25 protein-coding genes and 2 pseudogenes are annotated in these 18480 nt (G+C 73.8%); 14 read left to right on the top strand and 13 right to left on the bottom strand.

Going from position 1 to position 18480, the window contains the following annotated elements; genetic code table 11:
• The first annotated feature begins 57 nt into the window (after positions 1-57).
• On the top strand, positions 58-597 hold the full coding sequence (locus U6N30_RS19195; protein ID WP_324273519.1) for a hypothetical protein: 540 nt from the start codon (positions 58-60) through the stop codon (positions 595-597).
• Positions 537-695 carry a matrixin family metalloprotease gene (locus U6N30_RS34210; RefSeq protein WP_422677956.1) on the top strand — a complete coding sequence of 53 codons (159 nt, stop codon included), beginning with the start codon at positions 537-539 and terminating at the stop codon, positions 693-695. The genes U6N30_RS19195 and U6N30_RS34210 overlap by 61 nt, the downstream gene beginning before the upstream one ends.
• 35 nt (positions 696-730) lie before the next feature.
• Here the strand turns inward: U6N30_RS34210 and U6N30_RS19190 are convergent, their stop codons facing one another.
• From U6N30_RS19190 to U6N30_RS19180, 3 genes are read right to left on the bottom strand one after another with little or no spacing between them, the layout of a single operon-like run.
• The gene (locus U6N30_RS19190; RefSeq protein ID WP_324273518.1) at positions 731-1288 is read right to left on the bottom strand and encodes a hypothetical protein; all 558 of its coding nucleotides are present in this window, start codon (positions 1286-1288) and stop codon (positions 731-733) included.
• Positions 1258-1518, bottom strand: coding sequence for a hypothetical protein (locus U6N30_RS19185; RefSeq protein WP_324273517.1), 261 nt, complete (start codon positions 1516-1518; stop codon positions 1258-1260). The genes U6N30_RS19190 and U6N30_RS19185 overlap by 31 nt, the downstream gene beginning before the upstream one ends.
• Positions 1515-2444: an ABC transporter ATP-binding protein gene (locus U6N30_RS19180; RefSeq protein ID WP_324273516.1), complete on the bottom strand. Its 930-nt coding sequence runs from the start codon at positions 2442-2444 to the stop codon at positions 1515-1517. The genes U6N30_RS19185 and U6N30_RS19180 overlap by 4 nt, the downstream gene beginning before the upstream one ends.
• A 159-nt stretch (positions 2445-2603) precedes the next feature.
• On the opposite strand from U6N30_RS19180, the gene U6N30_RS19175 reads away from it, so the two are divergent.
• The 5 genes from U6N30_RS19175 (at position 2604) to U6N30_RS19155 (ending at position 6502) form a co-directional block, all read left to right on the top strand.
• Entirely contained in the window at positions 2604-3887 is a 1284-nt protein-coding gene (locus tag U6N30_RS19175; RefSeq protein ID WP_324273515.1) for a sensor domain-containing protein, read from the top strand.
• Positions 3884-4534 (top strand): response regulator transcription factor, encoded by a 651-nt coding sequence (locus U6N30_RS19170; protein WP_324273514.1) that lies wholly within the window; start codon positions 3884-3886, stop codon positions 4532-4534. Before U6N30_RS19175 ends, U6N30_RS19170 begins: the two co-directional genes overlap by 4 nt.
• 49 nt (positions 4535-4583) lie before the next feature.
• A complete protein-coding gene (locus U6N30_RS19165) occupies positions 4584-5213 on the top strand; it encodes a hypothetical protein (protein WP_324273513.1) in 630 nt (209 codons plus the stop codon).
• 106 nt (positions 5214-5319) lie between these two features.
• Positions 5320-5466, top strand: coding sequence for a hypothetical protein (locus tag U6N30_RS19160; RefSeq protein ID WP_324273512.1), 147 nt, complete (start codon positions 5320-5322; stop codon positions 5464-5466).
• 85 nt (positions 5467-5551) lie between these two features.
• Positions 5552-6502, top strand: a complete 951-nt coding sequence (locus U6N30_RS19155) for a D-2-hydroxyacid dehydrogenase family protein (RefSeq protein ID WP_324278379.1) — start codon at positions 5552-5554, stop codon at positions 6500-6502.
• Positions 6503-6511: 9 nt separating this feature from the next.
• Here U6N30_RS19155 and U6N30_RS19150 read toward each other — a convergent pair whose 3' ends face one another.
• The 3 genes and pseudogenes from U6N30_RS19150 to U6N30_RS19140 form a co-directional block, all read right to left on the bottom strand.
• Complete coding sequence (locus U6N30_RS19150) at positions 6512-6865, bottom strand: excalibur calcium-binding domain-containing protein (RefSeq protein ID WP_324278378.1); 354 nt, start codon at positions 6863-6865, stop codon at positions 6512-6514.
• 23 nt (positions 6866-6888) lie between these two features.
• A pseudogene (locus U6N30_RS19145) lies at positions 6889-7232 on the bottom strand (HNH endonuclease family protein); the annotation flags it as partial.
• Between the two features lie 446 nt (positions 7233-7678).
• Positions 7679-7837: a hypothetical protein gene (locus tag U6N30_RS19140; protein ID WP_324273511.1), complete on the bottom strand. Its 159-nt coding sequence runs from the start codon at positions 7835-7837 to the stop codon at positions 7679-7681.
• 183 nt (positions 7838-8020) lie between these two features.
• Between U6N30_RS19140 and U6N30_RS19135 the strand changes: the two genes are divergently transcribed.
• Positions 8021-8668 (top strand): maleylpyruvate isomerase N-terminal domain-containing protein, encoded by a 648-nt coding sequence (locus tag U6N30_RS19135; RefSeq protein WP_324273510.1) that lies wholly within the window; start codon positions 8021-8023, stop codon positions 8666-8668.
• Positions 8669-8749: 81 nt separating this feature from the next.
• Here the strand turns inward: U6N30_RS19135 and U6N30_RS19130 are convergent, their stop codons facing one another.
• From U6N30_RS19130 to ilvA, 3 genes and pseudogenes are all read right to left on the bottom strand, one after another.
• Positions 8750-9133, bottom strand: a complete 384-nt coding sequence (locus tag U6N30_RS19130; RefSeq protein ID WP_324273509.1) for a VOC family protein — start codon at positions 9131-9133, stop codon at positions 8750-8752.
• A 62-nt stretch (positions 9134-9195) separates the two neighbouring features.
• Complete coding sequence (locus U6N30_RS19125) at positions 9196-9411, bottom strand: hypothetical protein (protein ID WP_324278377.1); 216 nt, start codon at positions 9409-9411, stop codon at positions 9196-9198.
• Positions 9348-10462 (bottom strand): annotated as a pseudogene (ilvA, locus tag U6N30_RS19120) (threonine ammonia-lyase IlvA). The gene U6N30_RS19125 and the pseudogene ilvA overlap by 64 nt, the downstream one beginning before the upstream one ends.
• Before the next feature lie 95 nt (positions 10463-10557).
• On the opposite strand from ilvA, the gene U6N30_RS19115 reads away from it, so the two are divergent.
• Positions 10558-11097 (top strand): flavodoxin family protein, encoded by a 540-nt coding sequence (locus U6N30_RS19115; protein WP_324273508.1) that lies wholly within the window; start codon positions 10558-10560, stop codon positions 11095-11097.
• Position 11098: 1 nt separating this feature from the next.
• Here the strand turns inward: U6N30_RS19115 and U6N30_RS19110 are convergent, their stop codons facing one another.
• Positions 11099-11527, bottom strand: coding sequence for an ATP-binding protein (locus tag U6N30_RS19110; protein WP_324273507.1), 429 nt, complete (start codon positions 11525-11527; stop codon positions 11099-11101).
• Positions 11528-11601: 74 nt separating this feature from the next.
• On the opposite strand from U6N30_RS19110, the gene U6N30_RS19105 reads away from it, so the two are divergent.
• Positions 11602-11961, top strand: a complete 360-nt coding sequence (locus U6N30_RS19105) for an STAS domain-containing protein (RefSeq protein ID WP_324273506.1) — start codon at positions 11602-11604, stop codon at positions 11959-11961.
• A 10-nt stretch (positions 11962-11971) separates the two neighbouring features.
• Entirely contained in the window at positions 11972-14206 is a 2235-nt protein-coding gene (locus tag U6N30_RS19100; RefSeq protein WP_324273505.1) for a SpoIIE family protein phosphatase, read from the top strand.
• On the opposite strand, the gene U6N30_RS19095 is transcribed toward U6N30_RS19100, so the two are convergent.
• The 3 genes from U6N30_RS19095 to U6N30_RS19085 all read right to left on the bottom strand — a co-directional run bounded on the left by U6N30_RS19095 (position 14203) and on the right by U6N30_RS19085 (position 16557).
• Positions 14203-14751, bottom strand: a complete 549-nt coding sequence (locus tag U6N30_RS19095) for a P-loop NTPase family protein (protein WP_324273504.1) — start codon at positions 14749-14751, stop codon at positions 14203-14205. The genes U6N30_RS19100 and U6N30_RS19095 overlap by 4 nt on opposite strands.
• Positions 14697-15299, bottom strand: a complete 603-nt coding sequence (locus U6N30_RS19090; protein WP_324273503.1) for a DUF5925 domain-containing protein — start codon at positions 15297-15299, stop codon at positions 14697-14699. The genes U6N30_RS19095 and U6N30_RS19090 overlap by 55 nt, the downstream gene beginning before the upstream one ends.
• A 94-nt stretch (positions 15300-15393) precedes the next feature.
• Positions 15394-16557, bottom strand: a complete 1164-nt coding sequence (locus U6N30_RS19085) for an RtcB family protein (RefSeq protein ID WP_324273502.1) — start codon at positions 16555-16557, stop codon at positions 15394-15396.
• Between the two features lie 280 nt (positions 16558-16837).
• On the opposite strand from U6N30_RS19085, the gene U6N30_RS19080 reads away from it, so the two are divergent.
• From U6N30_RS19080 to U6N30_RS19070, 3 genes are all read left to right on the top strand, one after another.
• On the top strand, positions 16838-17719 hold the full coding sequence (locus tag U6N30_RS19080) for an Lsr2 family DNA-binding protein (RefSeq protein WP_324273501.1): 882 nt from the start codon (positions 16838-16840) through the stop codon (positions 17717-17719).
• 47 nt (positions 17720-17766) lie between these two features.
• On the top strand, positions 17767-18003 hold the full coding sequence (locus tag U6N30_RS19075) for a FitA-like ribbon-helix-helix domain-containing protein (RefSeq protein WP_324273500.1): 237 nt from the start codon (positions 17767-17769) through the stop codon (positions 18001-18003).
• Positions 18004-18124: 121 nt separating this feature from the next.
• Complete coding sequence (locus tag U6N30_RS19070; RefSeq protein WP_324273499.1) at positions 18125-18397, top strand: type II toxin-antitoxin system VapC family toxin; 273 nt, start codon at positions 18125-18127, stop codon at positions 18395-18397.
• The last annotated feature ends 83 nt before the right edge of the window (positions 18398-18480 follow it).

Below are 18480 nucleotides of genomic sequence, written 5' to 3'. Positions count from 1 at the left end.
CTACGGTCTCTGCTGATCGGTGTCCTCGTCGTCGGGCTGACTCTCGGCGCCGCGATCGTGGCCCGCCCGGCCCTCCTGGATCCCGTTCAGGCACTGACCGGTGGTGGCGCCCATGCCTTCCTCGCTCACCAGTCCGACGGCAGGACACCGGTCGCCTACGACCCGTGCCAGCCGATCCACTACGTCATCCGGCCGGACAACGCGCCCGACGGCGGCGCGGAGCTCGTGCACGAGGCCTTCGCCCGGGTCGCCGACGTCACCGGGCTGACCTTCGTCCACGACGGCGGGGCCGGCGAGCAGGCGTCCAGGACGTGGGACGTCGACCGCTACGACAGGCCGTGGTCGCCCGTCCTGGTGACGTGGGAGACCACCGAGGAGGAGCCCGAGTACCTCACCGACGTCGTCGGGCAGGCCGGCAGCGACTCCCTACCGATCGACGGTGTCCTGATCTACACCACCGGGACCGTGAGCCTGTCGGCTTCGGCCTTCGACAGGATGCTCGCCTCGTCCTGGGGGCCGAGCGCGCCCGGGCCGTCGTGCTCCACGAGATCGGCCACCTCGTGGGCCTCGACCACGTCTCCGACCGGACCCAGTTGATGTACCCGTCGGCCGGCCACACCCTGGACTTCGCATCCGGCGACCTGGCCGGGCTCGCGGCCCTGGGCGACGGAGAGTGCATGACGGACGAGTTCTGACGCCACAGCGCCCCCTACCCGGGGCGGCCCCGTCCTTACCCGGCGTCCCGGCGCAGCAGCGACCAGCCGCCCGAGGCCAGCGCGACCCCCGCCCAGCCGACCAGCAGCGCCGCCGCCTGCGCCGCCGTCATGTCCGGCTCACCGAGCAGCGTCCAGATCGCTCCCGACCCCGGCAGCAGCTCGCCGAGGTCGGCCATCCACTGCACCCCGAACGCCGGCAGCAGGAACGGCAGGACGAGCTGGAGCAGGAAGACCGTCGCCAGCGCCCCGGCCGTGCTGCGCAGCAGCAGGCCCGCACCGACGGCCAGCACACCGCCGGCCAGGAGCACCGCGGCGACCCGGCCGAGGCTGTCGGTCACATCGGCGAAGGTGAGCGTCAGTCCCGGCTCGATCAGCCGGGCGGCGACGTCGGCGACCAGCGCGAGCAGGACGCCGGCCACCGTGGCGGCGACGACCGGCACGGTGACCCGCGCGGCCAGCAGCACACCGCGCCGCGGCGTCCACTGCAGGGTCGGGCCGATCGCCCCGCTGGCGTACTCCTGCGTCACCGCGAGCAGCACCATCACCAGCAACGCGAACTGCCCCAGCAGCACGCCGAACTCTCCGGCCGACGTCGCCGGCGGAAGTCGCCGGTCGCCGTCACGTTCTCCGCGTCGAACGCCATGACCACGCCGATGCCGACGATCGTCACCGTGGCGGCCAGCAGGCACCACAACGTCGTCCGCACGGTCCGCAGCCGCACCCACTCGGCGGACGCGGCCCGCGCGAACACGGTCGCGGCGCCGGGCTCCGCCGTCCGGACGGCGAGCGTCGCCGCGCTCATCGCCGCACCAGCTCGGGTGCGTCGGCCACGCGGTACTGGACGCTGTCCCCGGTGAGGTCGAGGTAGACCTGCTCCAGCGAGGACCGGTCCTCGGCCAGCCGGTGCACCGCGACACCCACCTCGAGCGCCACGTCGCCGACCGTCGCGGCCGTCGCGCCCTCGACCAGCAGGTCGCCGTCGCCGGTGGGGTGCACCCGCAGCTTCCGGCGCAGCAGGGCGCCGGCCAGCTCGTCGACGGACGGTGTCCGCACCCGCACCTGCCGGGACGTGCCCCCGCCGCGCATCACGTCCTGCATCGACGCGTCGGCGATCAGCCGGCCGCGGCCGATGATCACCAGGTGGTCGGCGGTCTGCTCCATCTCGCTCATCAGGTGGCTCGACAGGAGAACCGTGCGGCCCTCGTCGGCCAGCCCGCGCACGAGGCGGCGGATCCACCGGACCCCGTCGAGGTCCAGACCGTTCATCGGCTCGTCGAACAGCAGGACGGCGGGGTCGCCGAGCAGTGCGGTCGCGATCCCCAGCCGCTGGCGCATGCCGAGCGAGTAGCCCTTGACCCGGCGCCGGGCCGCGGGGCCGAGCCCCACCTGGTCGACGACCTCGTCCACCCGCCGCAGCGGGATCCCGTTCGCCCGGGCGGCCACCCGCAGGTGGTCGCGGCCGCTGCGGCCGGGGTGCACGGCGCCGGCGTCGAGCAGCGCACCGGCCGCGCGCAGCGGCTCGGCGAGCGTGGCGAACGACCGGCCGCCCACCGCCGCCGAGCCGGCGGTGGGCCGGTCGAGGCCGAGGATCATGCGCATCGTGGTGGACTTGCCCGCGCCGTTCGGCCCGAGGAAGCCGGTCACCTTGCCCGGCGCGACGTCGAAGCTCAACGAATCGACGGCGCGGACGGCGCCGTACTGCTTGGTCAGCCCGCGGACCTCGATCATGCGAGCCGCCGGGAGAGGGGTGGAGTCATGCCACGGAGCGTGTCGCGGGAACGGACCCCGCGGATCACCCCGCAGCGCCGACCTGGGTCCCCCGTGCGGGGAGCGGGAGAGCGCGCTCGCGGGGAATCGCCGGGGACCGGGACGCGCCAGGATCGATCCGTGCCCCCGACGACGACGTTTCCCAGCTCAGCGGGCGAGATCGCCCTCCGGGTGCGGGCCGTGCTGGCCGCCGCCCGCCCGGGCTGGCCCGGCCGCGCGCTGTACGCGCTGGCGAGCCTGCCGCTGGGGGCGCTGTACCTGGCGCTCTTCTTCGGCCTCTTCGGGTCGGTCGTCGCGGTGATCTACGGCGTCGGCGTGCTGCTGATCATCCTGGTCCTCGCCCTGACCCGCGGGTTCGCCGGTCTCGAGCGCCGGTTGGTCCGCACCCTGCTCGACGTCGACGTCCCGGCCGGCGGGCGGGTGCTCGACCAGCGCGGCGTCGTGCGCCGCTTCAACCGGCTGGTGCTGGGCTCCGACACCTGGCGCGCGCTCGGCTGGCTCGGCGCGCGGGTGCTCATGGGCGCCGCCACCCTCGCCACCCTCTTCTTCGGCTCCGTCGGGTTGGCCGCGCTCGTGTGGGGCGCGGAGTGGAACGCGCTCACCGCGCTGCCGCTGCTCGCGCTCATGGCGGCGGACGTCGTCGTCACGCTGGTCGTGCTCGAGCTGCTGGTGCGGCTCGCGGGAGCGGTGGCGCCGCGGCTCCTCGGCACCGCGCCCGAGGAGCAGATCGCCGCACTCCAGCAGACCAGCCGGCGGCTGGCCGACCGCAACAAGCTGGCCCGCGACCTGCACGACACCATCGGACACGCGCTCACCGCCAGCCTGCTGCAGGCCGCCGCCGCGCGGCGCACCCTGACGCCCGCCGACGACCGGCCCCTGCAGCCGGACTTCGCCCGCCAAGCGCTCGGCCACATCGAGACCAACACCCGCGCCGCGCTCGCCGAGCTCGACCGGGTGCTCACCGTGCTCCGCGCCGAGGACGGCGGCCATGACCCCGCCCCGTTCTCGGCGCCCTCGCTCGACGACCTCGAGGACCTGCTGGCCGGTCTGCGGGACGGCGGCCTGCCGGTCGCCCTCGTGGTGGACGGCGACGTCGACGACGTGCCCCCGGGCGTGCAGGAGCTCGCCTACCGGGTGGTCCAGGAGGGGACGACGAACGTGCTGCGGCACGCCGGCACCCCGCTGACCGTCGCCCAGGTGGTGCGCAGCGGCGACACCCTCGTCGTCCGCGTGTGCAACGAGCGGGCCTCCCAGCTCGACAGCCGACCCGGCCCCGGCGGTGGGCGCGGGCTGGCGGGTCTGCGCGAGCGGACGGCCGCCGCGGGCGGCACGCTCGCCGCCGAGCCGACGCCCTCCGGCGGCTACGAGCTGTGCGCCACCCTGCCGTTGTCGGGCGCCGCGTGACGGCCCTGCGGCTGCTGCTGGTGGACGACGACGTGCTCGTCCGGTCCGGGCTGCGGGTGATCCTGGAGAGCGAGCCCGACATGACGGTCGTCGGAGACGCCGGCACCGGTCGCGAGGCGCTGGAGGTGGCGGCCCGGACCGACCCGGACGTCGTCCTCATGGACGTCCGCATGCCCGATCTGGACGGCATCGCCGCGACCCGCGAGCTCGTCGCCCGGGATCCGCAGCGCCCGCGCGTGCTGGTGCTCACCACCTTCGAGGACGACGACTACCTCTTCCGCTCGCTTCAGGCCGGCGCCAGCGGCTTCGCCCTGAAGCGCTCGGACCCCGACGAGCTGGTCGACGCCATCCGGGTGGTCGCGCGCGGGACCTCGCTGGTGCTGCCCGACCTGACCCGCCGGCTCATCGCCTCGCACGCGCCCTCCCGCGCACGGGGCGCCGCCGCCCTGCCCGAGCTGACCGGCCGCGAGGCCGACGTCCTGCGGCTGGTGGCCGGCGGGCTCTCCAACGCCGAGATCGCCACCGAGCTGTTCCTCAGCCGGGAGACGGTGAAGACCCACGTCAGCAGCGTGCTGCTCAAGCTCCGCGCGCGGGACCGCACACAGGCCGTCATCGCCGCCTACGAGAGCGGGTTCATGACGGCCTGATCGGCGGGCTCACCGGCAGCAGGGCATGTGCGGCGTTAGCGTGCGGGGAGTGAAGACACGGGAGGAACGCTGGCAGGAGCGGCTCGCCCTGCCCGTCCTCGTGGCGGCGCTCGCGTCGATCCCGGCCATGTTCCTCACCGTCGCGGAGGGCACGCTCGCCACCGCGGGTCACGTCGTCGACATCATCAGCGGTGCGGTGCTCGTCGCCGAGACGGTCATCCTCCTGGTGGTCGCGGAGAACAAGCGCGCCTGGATCCGCGGCCATCTCGGGCTGATCGCGCTGACCCTCGCCGTGGTCGTCGCCGTCGTCCTCGCGCTCGGGCCGGTGCAGATCCTCCGGCTGGTCCGCACGGTGGGTGCGCTGCGGATCCTGCGTGCCGGCCGGATCGTGAAGGCCGCCCGCAGCGTGAGCGACCGCATGGGGTTCACCGGCCGGCTGGCCCACGTCGCCGCCGCCGGGGCGGGGTTGCTCGTCGCGGTGTTCGTCGGCGTCGTCCTCGCCGACCCCACCTCGCGCTCCCGCGACCTGGTCAGCGCCGTCCTCGGCGACGTCAGCACCCCGGTCATCGTCGTCCTGTCCGGGGTGGCCGGCGTGATCCTCGGCGTCGCGACCTACCTGCTGGCCCGCGATCCCGGCAGCGGTCCGGACGCGGAGGACGACGGCGCCGTGCGGGCCTGACCGGCGCCGACAGCGGTCATGACACTTCCGTGACGGTCCGTCCCGAACGGGTTGCCATCGCCACCCCCGGGCACGGACAGGGACATCCCGACACCAGGAGGCCACCATGGGACTGCTCAGCAAGCTCACCAAGGCCGGCGTGGCGAAGAAGGCCGTGGACAAGGCCCGGGAGCCGCAGAACCAGCGCAAGATCAAGGACGCGGTCTCGAAGCTCACCGGCAAGGACAAGAACACGGGCACCGGACGCGCCTGACGCACCGACGCTCGTCAGCCGGAGCGCTGCGCGGCCCGCACGCCTTCCGCGTGCGGGCCGTCCGCGCGTCGGCTAGACCGTGGACATGCACCGCATCGCCGTCCTCGACGACTACCAGTCCGTGGCCGCTGACCTCTGCGACTGGTCCCGGCTCCCGGAGCCGGCCCAGGTCGTGGAGTTCCACGACTCCGCGGCCGACACGGACGCGCTGGTCGCCCGGTTGCACCCGTTCGACGTCGTGATCGCGATGCGCGAGCGCACCAAGTTCCCGCGCGAGGTGCTCGAACGGCTGCCCAACCTGCGGTTGCTGGTCACCACCGGCATGCGGAACAGGTCCATCGACGTCGCGGCCGCCGCCGATCTCGGCATCCCCGTCTGCGGGACCACGTCGGAGACCACGGCGACCGCCGAGCTGACCTGGGCGCTGATCCTCGCGACCCTCCGGCACATCCCGCAGGAGGACGCGTCGATGCGCGCCGGCGGCTGGCAGCAGACGATCGGCGGCGACCTCGCCGGCGGCACCCTCGGCGTCGTCGGGCTGGGCCGTCTCGGTTCGCGGGTCGCCCGCATCGGCGCCGCGTTCGGCATGGACGTCGTCGCCTGGAGCCAGAACCTCACCGACGAGCGCGCCGCCGAGGTGGGCGCGCGCCGGGTGGACAAGGACGAGCTGTTCGCCACCTCGGACGTCGTGACGGTCCACGTCGTGTGGTCCTCGCGCACCCGCGGCCTGATCACCGCCGACGACTTCGCCCTGATGAAGCACACCGCCGTCTTCGTCAACACCAGCCGCGGCCCGATCGTCGAGGAGGCCGCGCTGATCGACGTCCTGCGCGAGGGCCGGATCGCCGGTGCCGGCATCGACGTGTACGACCGGGAGCCGCTGCCGCGCGACCACCCGCTGCGCGAGCTGCGCCGCGCCGTCCTCACCCCGCACCTCGGCTACGTCACCCGGGGCAGCTACGAGATCTACTACCGCGAGGCCGTCGAGGACGTCGCCGCCTGGATGGCCGGCGACCCGATCCGCGTCCTGACCTGAGCGGAACGGCTACTCGCAGCCGATCCCGTCGCCGTCCCGGTCCAGGTGCGTGCCGTATCCCGGCTGTCCGGCCCGGACCGGAGCCGCGCCTGCAGCGCGGGCTGCATCGCAGTTCTTGTAGTACGCGCTCGGAGCGGGAGCGGGAGCGGGAGCGGGAGCGGGCCCGGGTGCCGGGGCGGGGGCTGGCGCAGGGGCGGGAGCCGGCTTGGGAGCGGGGGCCGGACGAGGAGCCGGGACCGGTGCGGGGGAGGAGTCGGCTGCGCCCGCTCGGGCACGTTGGCGACCACACCGCCGGGCAACGGCTCGTTCGGGCAGGTGCTGAGCACCGTGGCGATGGCGTTCTTCTCCGCCTGGGTCATCCACAGCTGGTAGCTGACCTTGACCGCCACCTGGCGCGCCACGTAGGCGCAGCGGTACGCCTGGTTCGGCGGCAGCCACGTCGCGGCGTCGCCGTCGCCCTTCTGCATGTTGAGCGGGCCGTCGACGGCGAGCAGGTTGAGGGGTCGTTGGCGAATGCCGTGCGCCGGCTCGAGCTCAGGCCCTGCGCACCCTTCTGCCATGCGTCGGAGAGGGCGACGACGTGGTCGATCTGGACGTCGTCACTCGTGCCCTGCCCGCGCTGGAAGCCGATCGTGCGCGCCGAGTACGGGTCGGTCAGGCTGCCGGTCAGCACCACGCAGTCGCGCGTACCGGCCTTGAACGTCTCGTTCGCGAGGTCGCGGGCCAGCATGTCGTTGCGGGTGTCGCAGCCGTTGCGGTCGACGTCCACCCAGCCGGAGCCGAAGTTGTCCCGGTCGTAGCCGGTGCGCGGGGCGCGGCCCTTGACCTCGACCGCGGAGAGCGCGGCCAGCGCGGTCGTCCGCTCGGCGGCGCCCACCGCCGCCTGGGTGTCGACATCGCTCAGCAGACCGGTCGGGGTCCCCGTCGGCACTGCACGTTCCGCCGTCTCGACCTCGGCCAGCGCGGCTTCTGCCTGCGCGGCAGCCTGCTCCGCCAGCTCCTCCGCGGAAGGGGCGATCGTCTCGGCGCTCCGGGTCGCCTGGGGCTCCGACGCGGCGGAGGTCTCGCGGGTGGGAGTGGTCGTCGCGCCGCTGACCATGACGGCGACGAGACCCGCGGCCGCGACGGTGCCGGCCACCCGGCGGGTAGGAATTCGTGCCCAGCGTGCCCGCCCCGTCATCGCGGCGACGCCGACGAACAGCGCGGCCAGCCCGAGGATGGACAGCCCCCGGAGACGCCGTTCGTCGCGACACCGGCGACGACGAGCAGGAGGAGCAGAGCGCCGACGACGCCGAGCGCCACCTGTCGGGAGGTGGGAGTCGAGCGATCAGCCATGTGGTTCCCCGGAAACGAGACGCCAAGAATCCGGAAGCTAGGACGGCTGCATGCCGCTGACCCGCTCCGACACGGGAAGGGACCCCCTGCGTCCCAGGCGGAACAGCCGACCCTTGCGACCGCCGGACGTCGCGGGCGACCTCGCTGCGGGCACCGGGTCGGGCGGCGCCTAGGTTCTGACCCGTGACCGAGAAGCGGACGGAGCCGGCCTCCGACACGGCGACGAGATGGTGGCGCGACGGTGAGCGGGTCGTCGGCGGCCTCGTCGAGCGGCTGACCGACGACGAGCTGGCCGGCGGGTCAGCGCTGCCGGGCTGGTCGCGCGCCCACGTCGTGGCGCACCTGGCCCGCAACGCCGACGCCCTGGTGAACCTGCTGGAGTGGGCCCGCACCGGCGTCGATACGCCGATGTACCCCTCGCGCGCGGTCCGCGACGCGGACATCGAGGCCACCGCCGCCCGACCGGCCGCCGAGCTGCGCGCGGACTACGTCGACGCCTGCGGCCGGCTGGCGCGGGCGATCGAGACCACGCCGGTCGAGGCGTGGAGGGCGGAGGTGCGCAACGGCCAGGGCGTGACGGTGCCGGCGTCGCTGGTGCCGTGGATGCGCGGCAAGGAGGTGTGGGTGCACGGCACCGACCTCGACGCCGGGCTCTCCTTCGCCGACCTCCCCGCCGAGTTCTGCGCCGCGCTCGTCGACGACGTCCTCGGGCTGTTCGCCGCCCGCGATCAGCAGCTGGACGTCACGGTCGTCGCCACCGACGTCGACCGGACGTGGGGAGCGGCGCCGTGCGGATCGACGGCCCGGTGTGCGCCGTCGCCGCCTGGCTGACCCGCTCCGACGCCTCCGGGCTGACCGGCGACGTGCCCGCGCCGCCGGCCTGGCTCTAGCGCGTCGTAGGGCCCGGCGGCTTCAGGTCGCCGGCGGGTGCTCAGCGATGCAGAACAGGTTGCCCTCCGGGTCGGACAGCGTCGACCACTGAACCCACGGCACCTCGTCGAGCACGTCCCACCGGTGCGTGGCCCCCAGGGCGACGGCTCGGGCGACCTCCGCTTCGCGTGCTCCCCAGGGCACGGTGAGGTCGAGATGCTGGCCTTGCCGGTCGGGACGTGGGTCCGAGCGCCGCTGGAAGAACATGGCGAAGCCGCCTGGCTCCCGGGCGGACACGAAGGCGAATCCGTCGTTCTCGGCACCGACCGCGCCGCCCAACAGCTGCGCCCAGAACGTGGCCAGCGCACGGGGCTCGTCCGCTTCGACGTTCACCGCCCCCAGGGTGATCGCAGGTCCAGAGCTCATGCTGCGGAACCTACGTCCGGGTACTGACACGGAAGGAGGCAGCCGCCCTGGACGAGGCTCTGCTACACCAGGAACCGGTAGGCCGCGGTCCCCGGGGCGACGAGCTGGATGCGCAGCGGGCTGGCCTCGATCCGCTCCAGCAGTCCCGGCAGGCCGTCGGCCGAGCCCAGCTCGATGCCGGTGAGCGCCGCACCGGTCTCGCGGTTGTCCCGCTTCATGTACTCGAAGAGCACGATGTCGTCGTCGGGCCCCAGCACCTCGTCGAGGAAGCGGCGCAGGGCGCCTGGTTCCTGGGGAACTCGACCAGGAAGTAGTGCTTGAGCCCGCGGTGCACCAGCGACCGCTCGACGACCTCCGCGTACCGGCTGACGTCGTTGTTCCCGCCCGACAGCAGGCACACCACGGTCTGCCTGGGCTCGACGGTCACCTGTCCGCCGCTCAGCGCCGCCGTCGCCAGCGCTCCCGCGGGCTCGGCGATGATCCCGTCGGTCTGGTACAGCTCGAGCATCTCGGTGCAGATCTGCCCTTCCGGCACCGCGAGCAGCTCGGCGCCGGAGTCGCGGACCAGGGGATAGGTGACCGCACCCGCCCGGCGGACGGCGGCGCCGTCGACGAACGTGTCGATCTCCGGCAGCTCCACCGGCTCCCCGGCCGCCAGCGCGGCGGCCATGTTCGCCGCACCCGCGGGCTCGACGCCGACCAGCCGGGTGGCGGGGAGTGCTCGCGCAGCCAGGTGCCGCAGCCGGCCAGCAGCCCGCCGCCACCGACCGGCAGGACGACGACATCGGGTGCCGCGCCCAGCTGCTCGAGGATCTCGACGGCGACCGTCGCCTGGCCGGTGACGGTCGTGAGCGCATCGAAGGCCGGGACGAGCGTCGCGCCGGTCATCCGCGCCGACGCGTCCGCGGCGGCCGCCGCCTCGTCGTAGGAGTCGCCGGTGACGACCAGCTCCACCATGTCACCGCCGAGCGAGGCGATCCGCTCGCGCTTCTGCCGCGGTGTCGTGCCGGGCACGAACACCCGGCCGCGCACCTGCAGGGCCCGGCAGGCGTAGGCGACGCCCTGCCCGTGGTTGCCGGCGCTGGCGCAGACGACGCCGGCGGCGCGCGCCTCCGGGGAGAGGCGGCTGATCGTGTTGTAGGCGCCGCGGATCTTGTAGGAGCGACCGACCTGCAGGTCCTCGCGCTTGAGCCAGACGTCGGCGCCGGTGAAGCCGGACAGGCGGGCGTTGCGCTGCAGCGGCGTCCGCTCGGCCACCCCGGCGAGCCGGCGCCCCGCTTCCTGGACGGCGGTGCTGAAGGCGGCGGGCGAGGACGTCACGCCGTTCATCCAAGACGACCGCCCCGGCCGCGCCGCGAGAGCCCCCACGGACGGGGGTCCGGCTCTACCGTCGGCGGCCCAGCCACGGAGGGAGGGAGCGACCCATGGCCCGAGCCCTGGTCGTCTACGAGTCGGTGTTCGGCGACGCGAAGCAGATCGCCCTGGCGATCGCCGAGGGCCTGGCCACGCGCCTGCCCGTCGACGTCGTCTCGGCGCGGGACGCGCCCGCCCAGGTGCCGGCCGAGGTCCGGATGCTGGTCGTCGGCGGACCGACCCACGCCTTCGGCATGCCCGAGGAGGCGACCCGCGAGAGCGCCATCGAGGACCACGGCGCCGAGATCCCCGACACCAGCTTCGGGCTGCACGAGTGGCTCGACACGGTCCAGCTGCCGCCGCACATCAACGCGGCCGCCTTCGACACCCGCATGGACCACCCCACGCTGATCACCAAGCTCGACCACGCGGCGCGGATCGAGGAGAAGCTGCTGCGCGGGCTGGGCGCGGCCCTTGCCGCACCGGCCGAGCACTTCGTCGTCGTCGACCCCGAAGGTCCCCTCGCCGACGGCGAGGAGGACCGTGCCCGCCGGTGGGGCACGGCGCTCGGCGAGCTGGTCGCCGCCCGGCCGGCGAACGCCAGCGGCTAGGTCAGGTCGGCAGCAGCCGCAGCTGCGGTGAGGTGACCAGCCGCTTCTCCAGGTGGACGCCGTGCCGGCCATCCTCGGTGTGCCGGAAGTCCAGCCGGTCCATCAGCGACTGCATCATGACCAGGCCCCGGCCGCCCTCGAACGGTGAGCCCGATGGGGCGGCGGCGGCCGCCTGGACGTCGAACCCGTTCCCGTGGTCGAGCACGGTGATCCGGCAGACGTGGTCGTCGATGCTGACGTCGACCTGGTACTCCTCGTGCTCGCCCGCGTGCTGGACGACGTTCGCGCACGCCTCCGACAGCGCCAGCAACACCTCGTCGATCCCGGTGGCCGCCACCCCGAGGTGCTGCAGCGCCTGCCGGACCAGTCCGCGCACCAGGGGAACGCTCTGCGCGTCCACCGGAAGCCGGACGCTGAACGCTACGTCCACCGGCGACTCACCTCCTCGAGATCGTTGCCATTACCCTCATCGCAGCAGTGTGCCGCCGACGAGGGAGCCCGTACGTGCTGTTCGACGTTGAGCGCACCACCCTCGCCGGACGCCCGTCGCTCACGGTACGGGGAGAGCTCGACCTCGCGACGGCCCCACAACTCGCCGAGGCCGTCGACGCCCAGTTGGCCGCCGGACCGGAGGCGTTCCTCGTCGACCTGACGCACACCGTGTTCATGGACTCCTCGGGAGCCCGGGAGCTCGCCCGGACCGCGCGCAAGGCCCTGGCCGCAGGCGTGGGGATGCACGTGCTGGCGCCGCACCGCCACGGGGCCGTGCGGCTGACCATCGACCTGCTGGAGCTCGGCTCGGCGATGCCCATCGTGGACTCGGCGGCGGCGATCGGATTCGTCGAGCGCGACGCCACCCCGTGAACCCCCGGCGGTGAGCGACACCGACGCCGGCGCCGTCCCCGACGAGGCGCTGCTGCGCTGCGCCGACGAGCCGATCGCGGTCCCCGGCGCCGTCCAGCCGCACGGCGTGCTGCTGGCCGTCACCGAGCCGGACTTCGACGTCGTCGTCGCCTCCGCCAACGCGGCCGAGCTGTTCGGCCGGGCGGTCGAGACCCTGGACCAGGTACTCGGCGGGGTCGACCTCGGCGCGCTGCGCGCCGGGCTGGCCGGTGACCTGGCCGAGGTCAGTCCGCTGCGCGTCCAGGTGGCCGGTGCCGACGTCGACCTCGTCCTGCACCGCGCCGACGGGCTGCTGCTCACCGAGTGGGAACCGGTCCGGGGCGCCGAGCAGGCGGGCGCCGCGTGGCACCGCCGCCTGCCGACCGTGCTGCAGCGGCTCTCCGCGACGGCGACCCTCGACGAGCTGACCGCCGTCCTCGCCCGCGACGTCCGCACCGTGACCGGCTTCGACCGCGTGATGGTCTACCGCTTCGACGCCGAGTGGAACGGTGAGGTGATCGCCGAGGCCCGCCGCGACGGCCTCGAGCCGTTCCTCGGGCTGCGCTTCCCGGCCAGCGACATCCCGGCCCAGGCCCGCGCCCTCTACGCCACGAACTGGATGCGCATCATCCCCGACGCGGGCTACCGGCCGATCCCACTCGACCCTGCGGTGACCCCGTCCACGGGCCGTCCGCTGGACCTCTCCGGCGCGATGCTGCGCAGCGTCTCGCCGGTGCACCTGGAGTACCTGGCCAACATGGGCGTCGTCTCCTCGATGTCGATCTCGCTGATCGACGACGGGCGGCTGTGGGGTCTGATCGCCTGCCACCACTACGCCGGGCCGCACCGCCCCTCCTACGCCGACCGGGTCGCCGCCGAGTTCCTCGGGCGCACCGCCTCGCTGCTGCTGCCCACGACGATCGTGGCGGGTGAGCAGACCGGAATCGTCGAGGTGGCCCACCGTCAGGCCCAGCTGGCAGCCGTCGTCGGCCGCACCCCGCGGGAGCTGTCCGCGGCGCTGGCCGACGGGGACGTGACCGCGCTGGACCTGCTGCCGGCCGGCGGTGCCGCGGTCCGGCTCAACGGCCAGCTGCGGCTCCTGGGGACGACGCCGCCCGCCGACCGGGTCGAGCCGCTGGTGCGGGCCCTGCTCGCGGCCGGGACGCCGGTGACCGACGCGGTCAGCCGGGTGGTTCCCGGAGGAGCCGACCTGGCCGCCACCGCCAGCGGCGTGCTCGCCGTCGAGGTGCCCGGCGGCCGGGACGACTTCCTCGCCTGGTTCCGGCCCGAGACGATCCGGGAGGTCACCTGGGGCGGCAACCCCTACGCGTCGAAGACCGCCCAGACCGACGCCGGCCCACGGCTGAGCCCCCGGCGGTCGTTCGAGGCGTGGAGCGAGACGGTCCGGGAGACCGCGCAGCCCTGGCGGGAGCACGAGGTCGCCGCCGCGCGCGCACTGGCCGGCGACCTCGCCGACGCCGCCCTGAGCCGGGCCGCCGAGGACGACCGGCTGATCACCGCGCTGCAGCGCACCCTCCTGCTCGAGGAGCTGCCGAAGGTCGCCGGCGTCGCGCTCGCCGCCCGGTACCTGCCTAGCGCCGACGACGTCGTCGGCGGCGACTGGTACGACCTGGTGCCGCTGCCCGGAGGCGCCGTCTCGCTCGTGCTCGGGGACGTCGCGGGTCACGGGCTCGCCGCGGCCGCGGTCACCGCGCAGCTCCGGCACGCGCTGCGGGCGCACCTGCTGCGGGCGCCGGGTCCGGGTGCGGCGCTGGACGGCCTCAACGAGGTGATCGCCGCCCTGCTGCCCGGGGAGATGGCCACCGCGGTCGTCGTCCAGCTCGACCCGGCCACCGGCGAGGTCGTCGTCGCCAACGCCGGGCACCTGCCGGTGCTGCACGCGACGCCGTCGGGCGCGGAATTCCTGGCCGACGGGCGCGGACCGGCGCTCGGCCTGCTCGACGCCGCCGGCTACCGGGAGACAAGGGTCCGGCTCTCCGGCGAGGACCGGCTGCTGCTGTTCAGCGACGGTCTCGTGGAGCGCGGCCGTGACGGGCTGGCATCCGGCCTGGAGAAGCTCCGGGCGGCGGCCGCCGCCGCACCGGCCGAGCCGCAGGCGCTCCTGGACGCGGTCCTGGCGGCGCTCGACCCCCGGCGACCGACGACGTCACCCTGCTGGGCATCGCCCGGACCTGACCGGCGGGCGGGCGGGCGTCGACCGGTCTAGAGGTAGCCACCCAGGCCGGGTTCGCGGGGGCTCCCGACGTCGGCCCGCTGCTCGCGCTGCGCGAAGAGCGAGGCGAGCGTCATCGGCGCCTCCGGGGCGGACGCGTCGTCGCCGAGCCAGGCGTGCGCCTCGGCGGGGGACAGCGGCTGGAACTCCACCTGGCTGAGGCAGCGACCGGGGCGGGTGATCGCCGGGTGCAGCCGCCCCACCTCCTCGTTCGTCGTGAGCAGGACCAGCACCTTCAGCCCGTGCCCGAGGATGCCGTCGCAGAGGTTGAGCAACCGGCCCAGCGAGGCACCGGACCGCAGCTTCGCATCGGCGGCCAGGTACTCGTCGCAGTCCTCGGCGACGACCAGCCGCCACCGGTCGTCGTCGCTGTCGTCGTCGTCACCGTCGGCGCCGGCGACCTCCAGGACGTAGTTCGGCTCGGCGAACAGCTTCTCCGGGTCCATCACGTAGTGCGGCCGGCACCAGTCCACCCATTCCCGGCTCAGCGCGCGGACGGCGGTGGTCTTGCCGGTGCCCGGCTCCCCGTGCCACAGCACGAGCCGTCCGGCGCGTTCGTCGACCCGGCGCAGGGACATGAGCGCCGCGAGGCCTCCGCCGTCCGGCGCGTGTAGTTCCCCGACGCCTCCGCCCACGTCGGTGCGGTCACCCGGCGGGTCGACATCCGGCCGAAGCCGTCCCCGTAGGCCCAGAAGCCCATCCGCAGCGAGCCCTCCGGCTCCTCCACCAGGCGCCGCGCCGTCGCCGACGCGGTGTCCACGAGTCCCTGCACGGTCGGCAGGTCCCGGCCGACGACGGACAGCCGGGTCACGCCGTCTCCCGCGCTGATCGCCGTGAGCGTGTTCGCAGCCTCGACGACGAGCGTCCGTGCGCCGTGGTCGTCGCGCTGGTCCAGCCGGCAGATCCCGTCGGCCGGCACCAGCTGCTGCAGGTCGGCGACGGTGCCGGCCACCTCCACGGAGCGCAGGTAGGGCATGCCGTCGTCCCACTGGGCCCGAACGAGCAGCGCGGTGGCGACGTCGTCCGGCTGGTGCAGGTGGACGATCGGCCGCACACCGCGGGCGGACGGCTGCTCGGCGCTGGACACGTTTCTCCTCTGACTCGCGATGGGATCGGGACGGTACGGCGCACCGGTGACAGACGCCCGGGCCGGCGTCCCGCAGGGGAACGCCGGCCCCTGGTCAGTCGCCCTTGACGTTGACGATCTGACGCAGCGTGTGCCGCACCTCGACCAGGTCGGCGGCGTCGGCCATCACCTGGTCGATCGGCTTGTACGCGTCGGGGTGCTCGTCGAGGAACGCGTCCGAGTGCCCCCACGCGATGCCCGTCATCCGAGCGTCGAGGTCCTTCCGCGTGAACCGCTTCCGGGCGGCCGAGCGCGAGAAGTTGCGGCCCGCGCCGTGCGGCGAGGACATCAGCGAGGGCACGTTGCCCCTGCCGACGACGACGTAGGACGCCGTCCCCATCGAGCCGGGGATCAGGCCCGGCTCGCCTGCCCGCGCCGAGATCGCGCCCTTCCGCGACAGCCACACCTCGCGCCCGTAGTGCGTCTCGCGCTCGGTGTAGTTGTGGTGGGCGTTGACCGTCTCGTGGCGCTCCACCTCCGTGCCCAAGAAGCGGCCGAGCTGGTCGACGCAGCGGTCCATCATCTCCTCGCGGTTGAGGTAGGCGAACCGCTGCGCCCAGCGGAGTGCCTCGATGTAGGCGTCGAACTCCGGCTCGCCCTCCACCAGGTAGGCGAGGTCGCGGTCGGGCAGCTGGATGTGCCGGCGACGGCACTGCTCCTGCGCGATCCGGATGTGCTTCTGCGCGAGCTTGTTGCCGACACCCCGCGATCCGGAATGGAGGAACAGCCAGACCCGGTCGATCTCGTCGAGGCTCAGTTCGGCAAAATGGTTCCCGCTCCCGAGCGACCCCAGCTGCTGCGGCCAGTGCGCCACCGCGGCGTCGGCCTGACCCACGCCGGGCGTCTCGCGCAGTTCGGCGATCCGCGGCTCGGCGCTCGCCCGGATCTTGGTGTTCCGGCCGCCGGCCGACAGCGGGATGGACCGCGAGATCTGGCCGTGCAGCACGGACAGGTCGCGGCGGGCGACGTCGTCAGCGGTGAACTGGGTGCGGACGGCGATCATGCCGCAGCCGATGTCGACGCCGACGGCGGCCGGGATGATCGCGCCGTCGGTGGGGATCACCGAGCCGACGGTCGCGCCCATGCCCAGGTGGGCGTCCGGCATGAGGGCCAGGTGCGGGTAGATGAACGGCATCGCCGCGGTGCGCTCGGCCTGCTCGCGGGTGGTGTCCTCCAGGATCGACGCCCAGTTCAGCAGGCGTCCGTTGATCTTCTCCATCGTCCTTTCGATTCGCTCGGGTGCGGTCAGGGTGCTGCACAGCCGGTGCAGTCAACACGCGGGACCGGAACCGCGCAGCTCCATTACCCGGGCGAGCGGACTCCGACCGTCCGGAGCGACACCGCTCGCGACGACGCCGCCTCCGGTACCTGTCCCGAGGACGTCGCCTGCCGTGCCAGGCTGGAGCCGTGGTCGACGACCTGCTGGTGGCGCGCAACCCCGATCCCGACTCCGCCCTGCCCTACCTGGTGCGCATCCCCTGGGACCGGCCGGCGTCGTCGTGAAGGCCAAGGAGCCGTGGCCGCGAGCGGCCAAGGTCTACTGCCACCGCGCCGTGGAGTGGCCGGTGGACGCGGAGATCGTCGAGCGGCACGCGGTCCGCTCCTGCACGCGGCGCGGCCCGGCCATCGACCTGGTGCTGGCCCGTGCCCGGGAGAACCGCTCACAGCTCGTCGTCACCCGGGCCCGCGGCCGGGAGGCGATCTTCTGGCAGTCGCCACGGACGACGAAGCAGGCCCGCCCCGGCGTCCACCTGCCGACGGCCCGAGCGTCCGGCCAGGTGCTCGACATCGTCGTCGACACGGGCGAGAAGTACCCGTACTCGTTCGGCCACCAACAGGCCACCACGCGTCGGCGGCGGCTGGCCGCGGGGGACTACGCCGTCGAACTGGACGGTGCGGTGGTCGCCGCTGTCGAACGCAAGACGCTCGAGGACCTCGCCGGGAGCCTGCTCTCCGGCCGCTTGACCTACGCACTCGCCGACCTGACGGCGCTCCCACGGGCGGCCGTCGTCATCGAAGACCGCTACAGCCGCCTGTTCAAGCTCCCACACGCTTCCGGTGCCCGCCTCGCGGAGTCGCTGGCCGAGATACAGGCCCGATTCCCGTCGGTGCCTGTCGTCTTCTGCGAGAGCCGGCCGCTCGCCCAGGAGTGGACCTACCGCTGGCTCGGCGCCTGCCTCACCGAGCTGGCCGCCGCCGGCTCGACCGCAGGCCTCGAGAGCTCCTTCGCACCGGGCGGACCGGTGCCGGTCGCGCCACCGTCGTCCGCCGAGATCCGCGCCTGGGCACGGGCACGGGGCATCGAGGTCAGCGACCGCGGCCGGATCCCTGCCGACATCGTTCACGCGTACTCCGAAGCAGCGGGTGGCAGTCGGTCGTGACGACGCGGCCGATGCTGATTGACATGTATCGCTGCTAGATTGCATGCATGCCTGTGTCGATGACCATCCGCGACGTGCCCGACGAGACGCGCGGTGAGCTGGCCGCCCGCGCGGCCCGCGCCGGCATGTCGCTGCAGGAGTACGTGCGAGCCGAACTCGTGAAGCTCGCCGAGCAGCCGGATCCCGCCGAGTTCTGGGACCGGGCACGCCATCGCGTGCGAGCGACGGGCAGTCGCCTCTCGGCCGAGGAGATCCTGGCGGCCAAGGAGGCCGATCGCGCGTGACTCTCGTCGTCGACTCGTCGGCAGTGGTCGCGGCGCTGGTCGACGAGGGTCGCGACGGCGAGTGGGCCGTGGTTCGACTGAGGGAAGGCCGCTGGCGGCCCCAGCTCACCTGCTCGTCGAGGTGTCGAACGTGCTCCGCCGTGCCGTCCTCGCCGGCTCGCTCAGCCCCGAGGTCGCGGTCCTGGCCCACGAGTCGCTCCCACACCTTCGCGTGACGATGTTCGACTTCGGCATCGTCGCGGCACGCGTGTGGGAACTGCACCCGAACGTCACGGCCTATGACGCCGCCTACGTTGCTCTCGCAGAGGAGCTGGGGGCACCCCTGGTCACCCTCGACCGCCGGCTCGCTCGCGCCAACGGCCCGATCTGCACCTTTCTCACCCCGCCGGACTGACGGCCGTCCTCCTCGTCGTTCGGGGTCCTCCCGCGCGGTCGACGGTGGGGAGGACCCATGATGACCAGGGGACCTGATCATCG

The organism is Blastococcus brunescens (genome assembly GCF_035320885.1).
Classification (GTDB): Bacteria; Actinomycetota; Actinomycetes; order Mycobacteriales; family Geodermatophilaceae; genus Blastococcus_B; species Blastococcus_B brunescens.
Note: the sequence above shows the minus strand (reverse complement) of the source record. Positions and strands in the feature narration are given on the sequence as shown.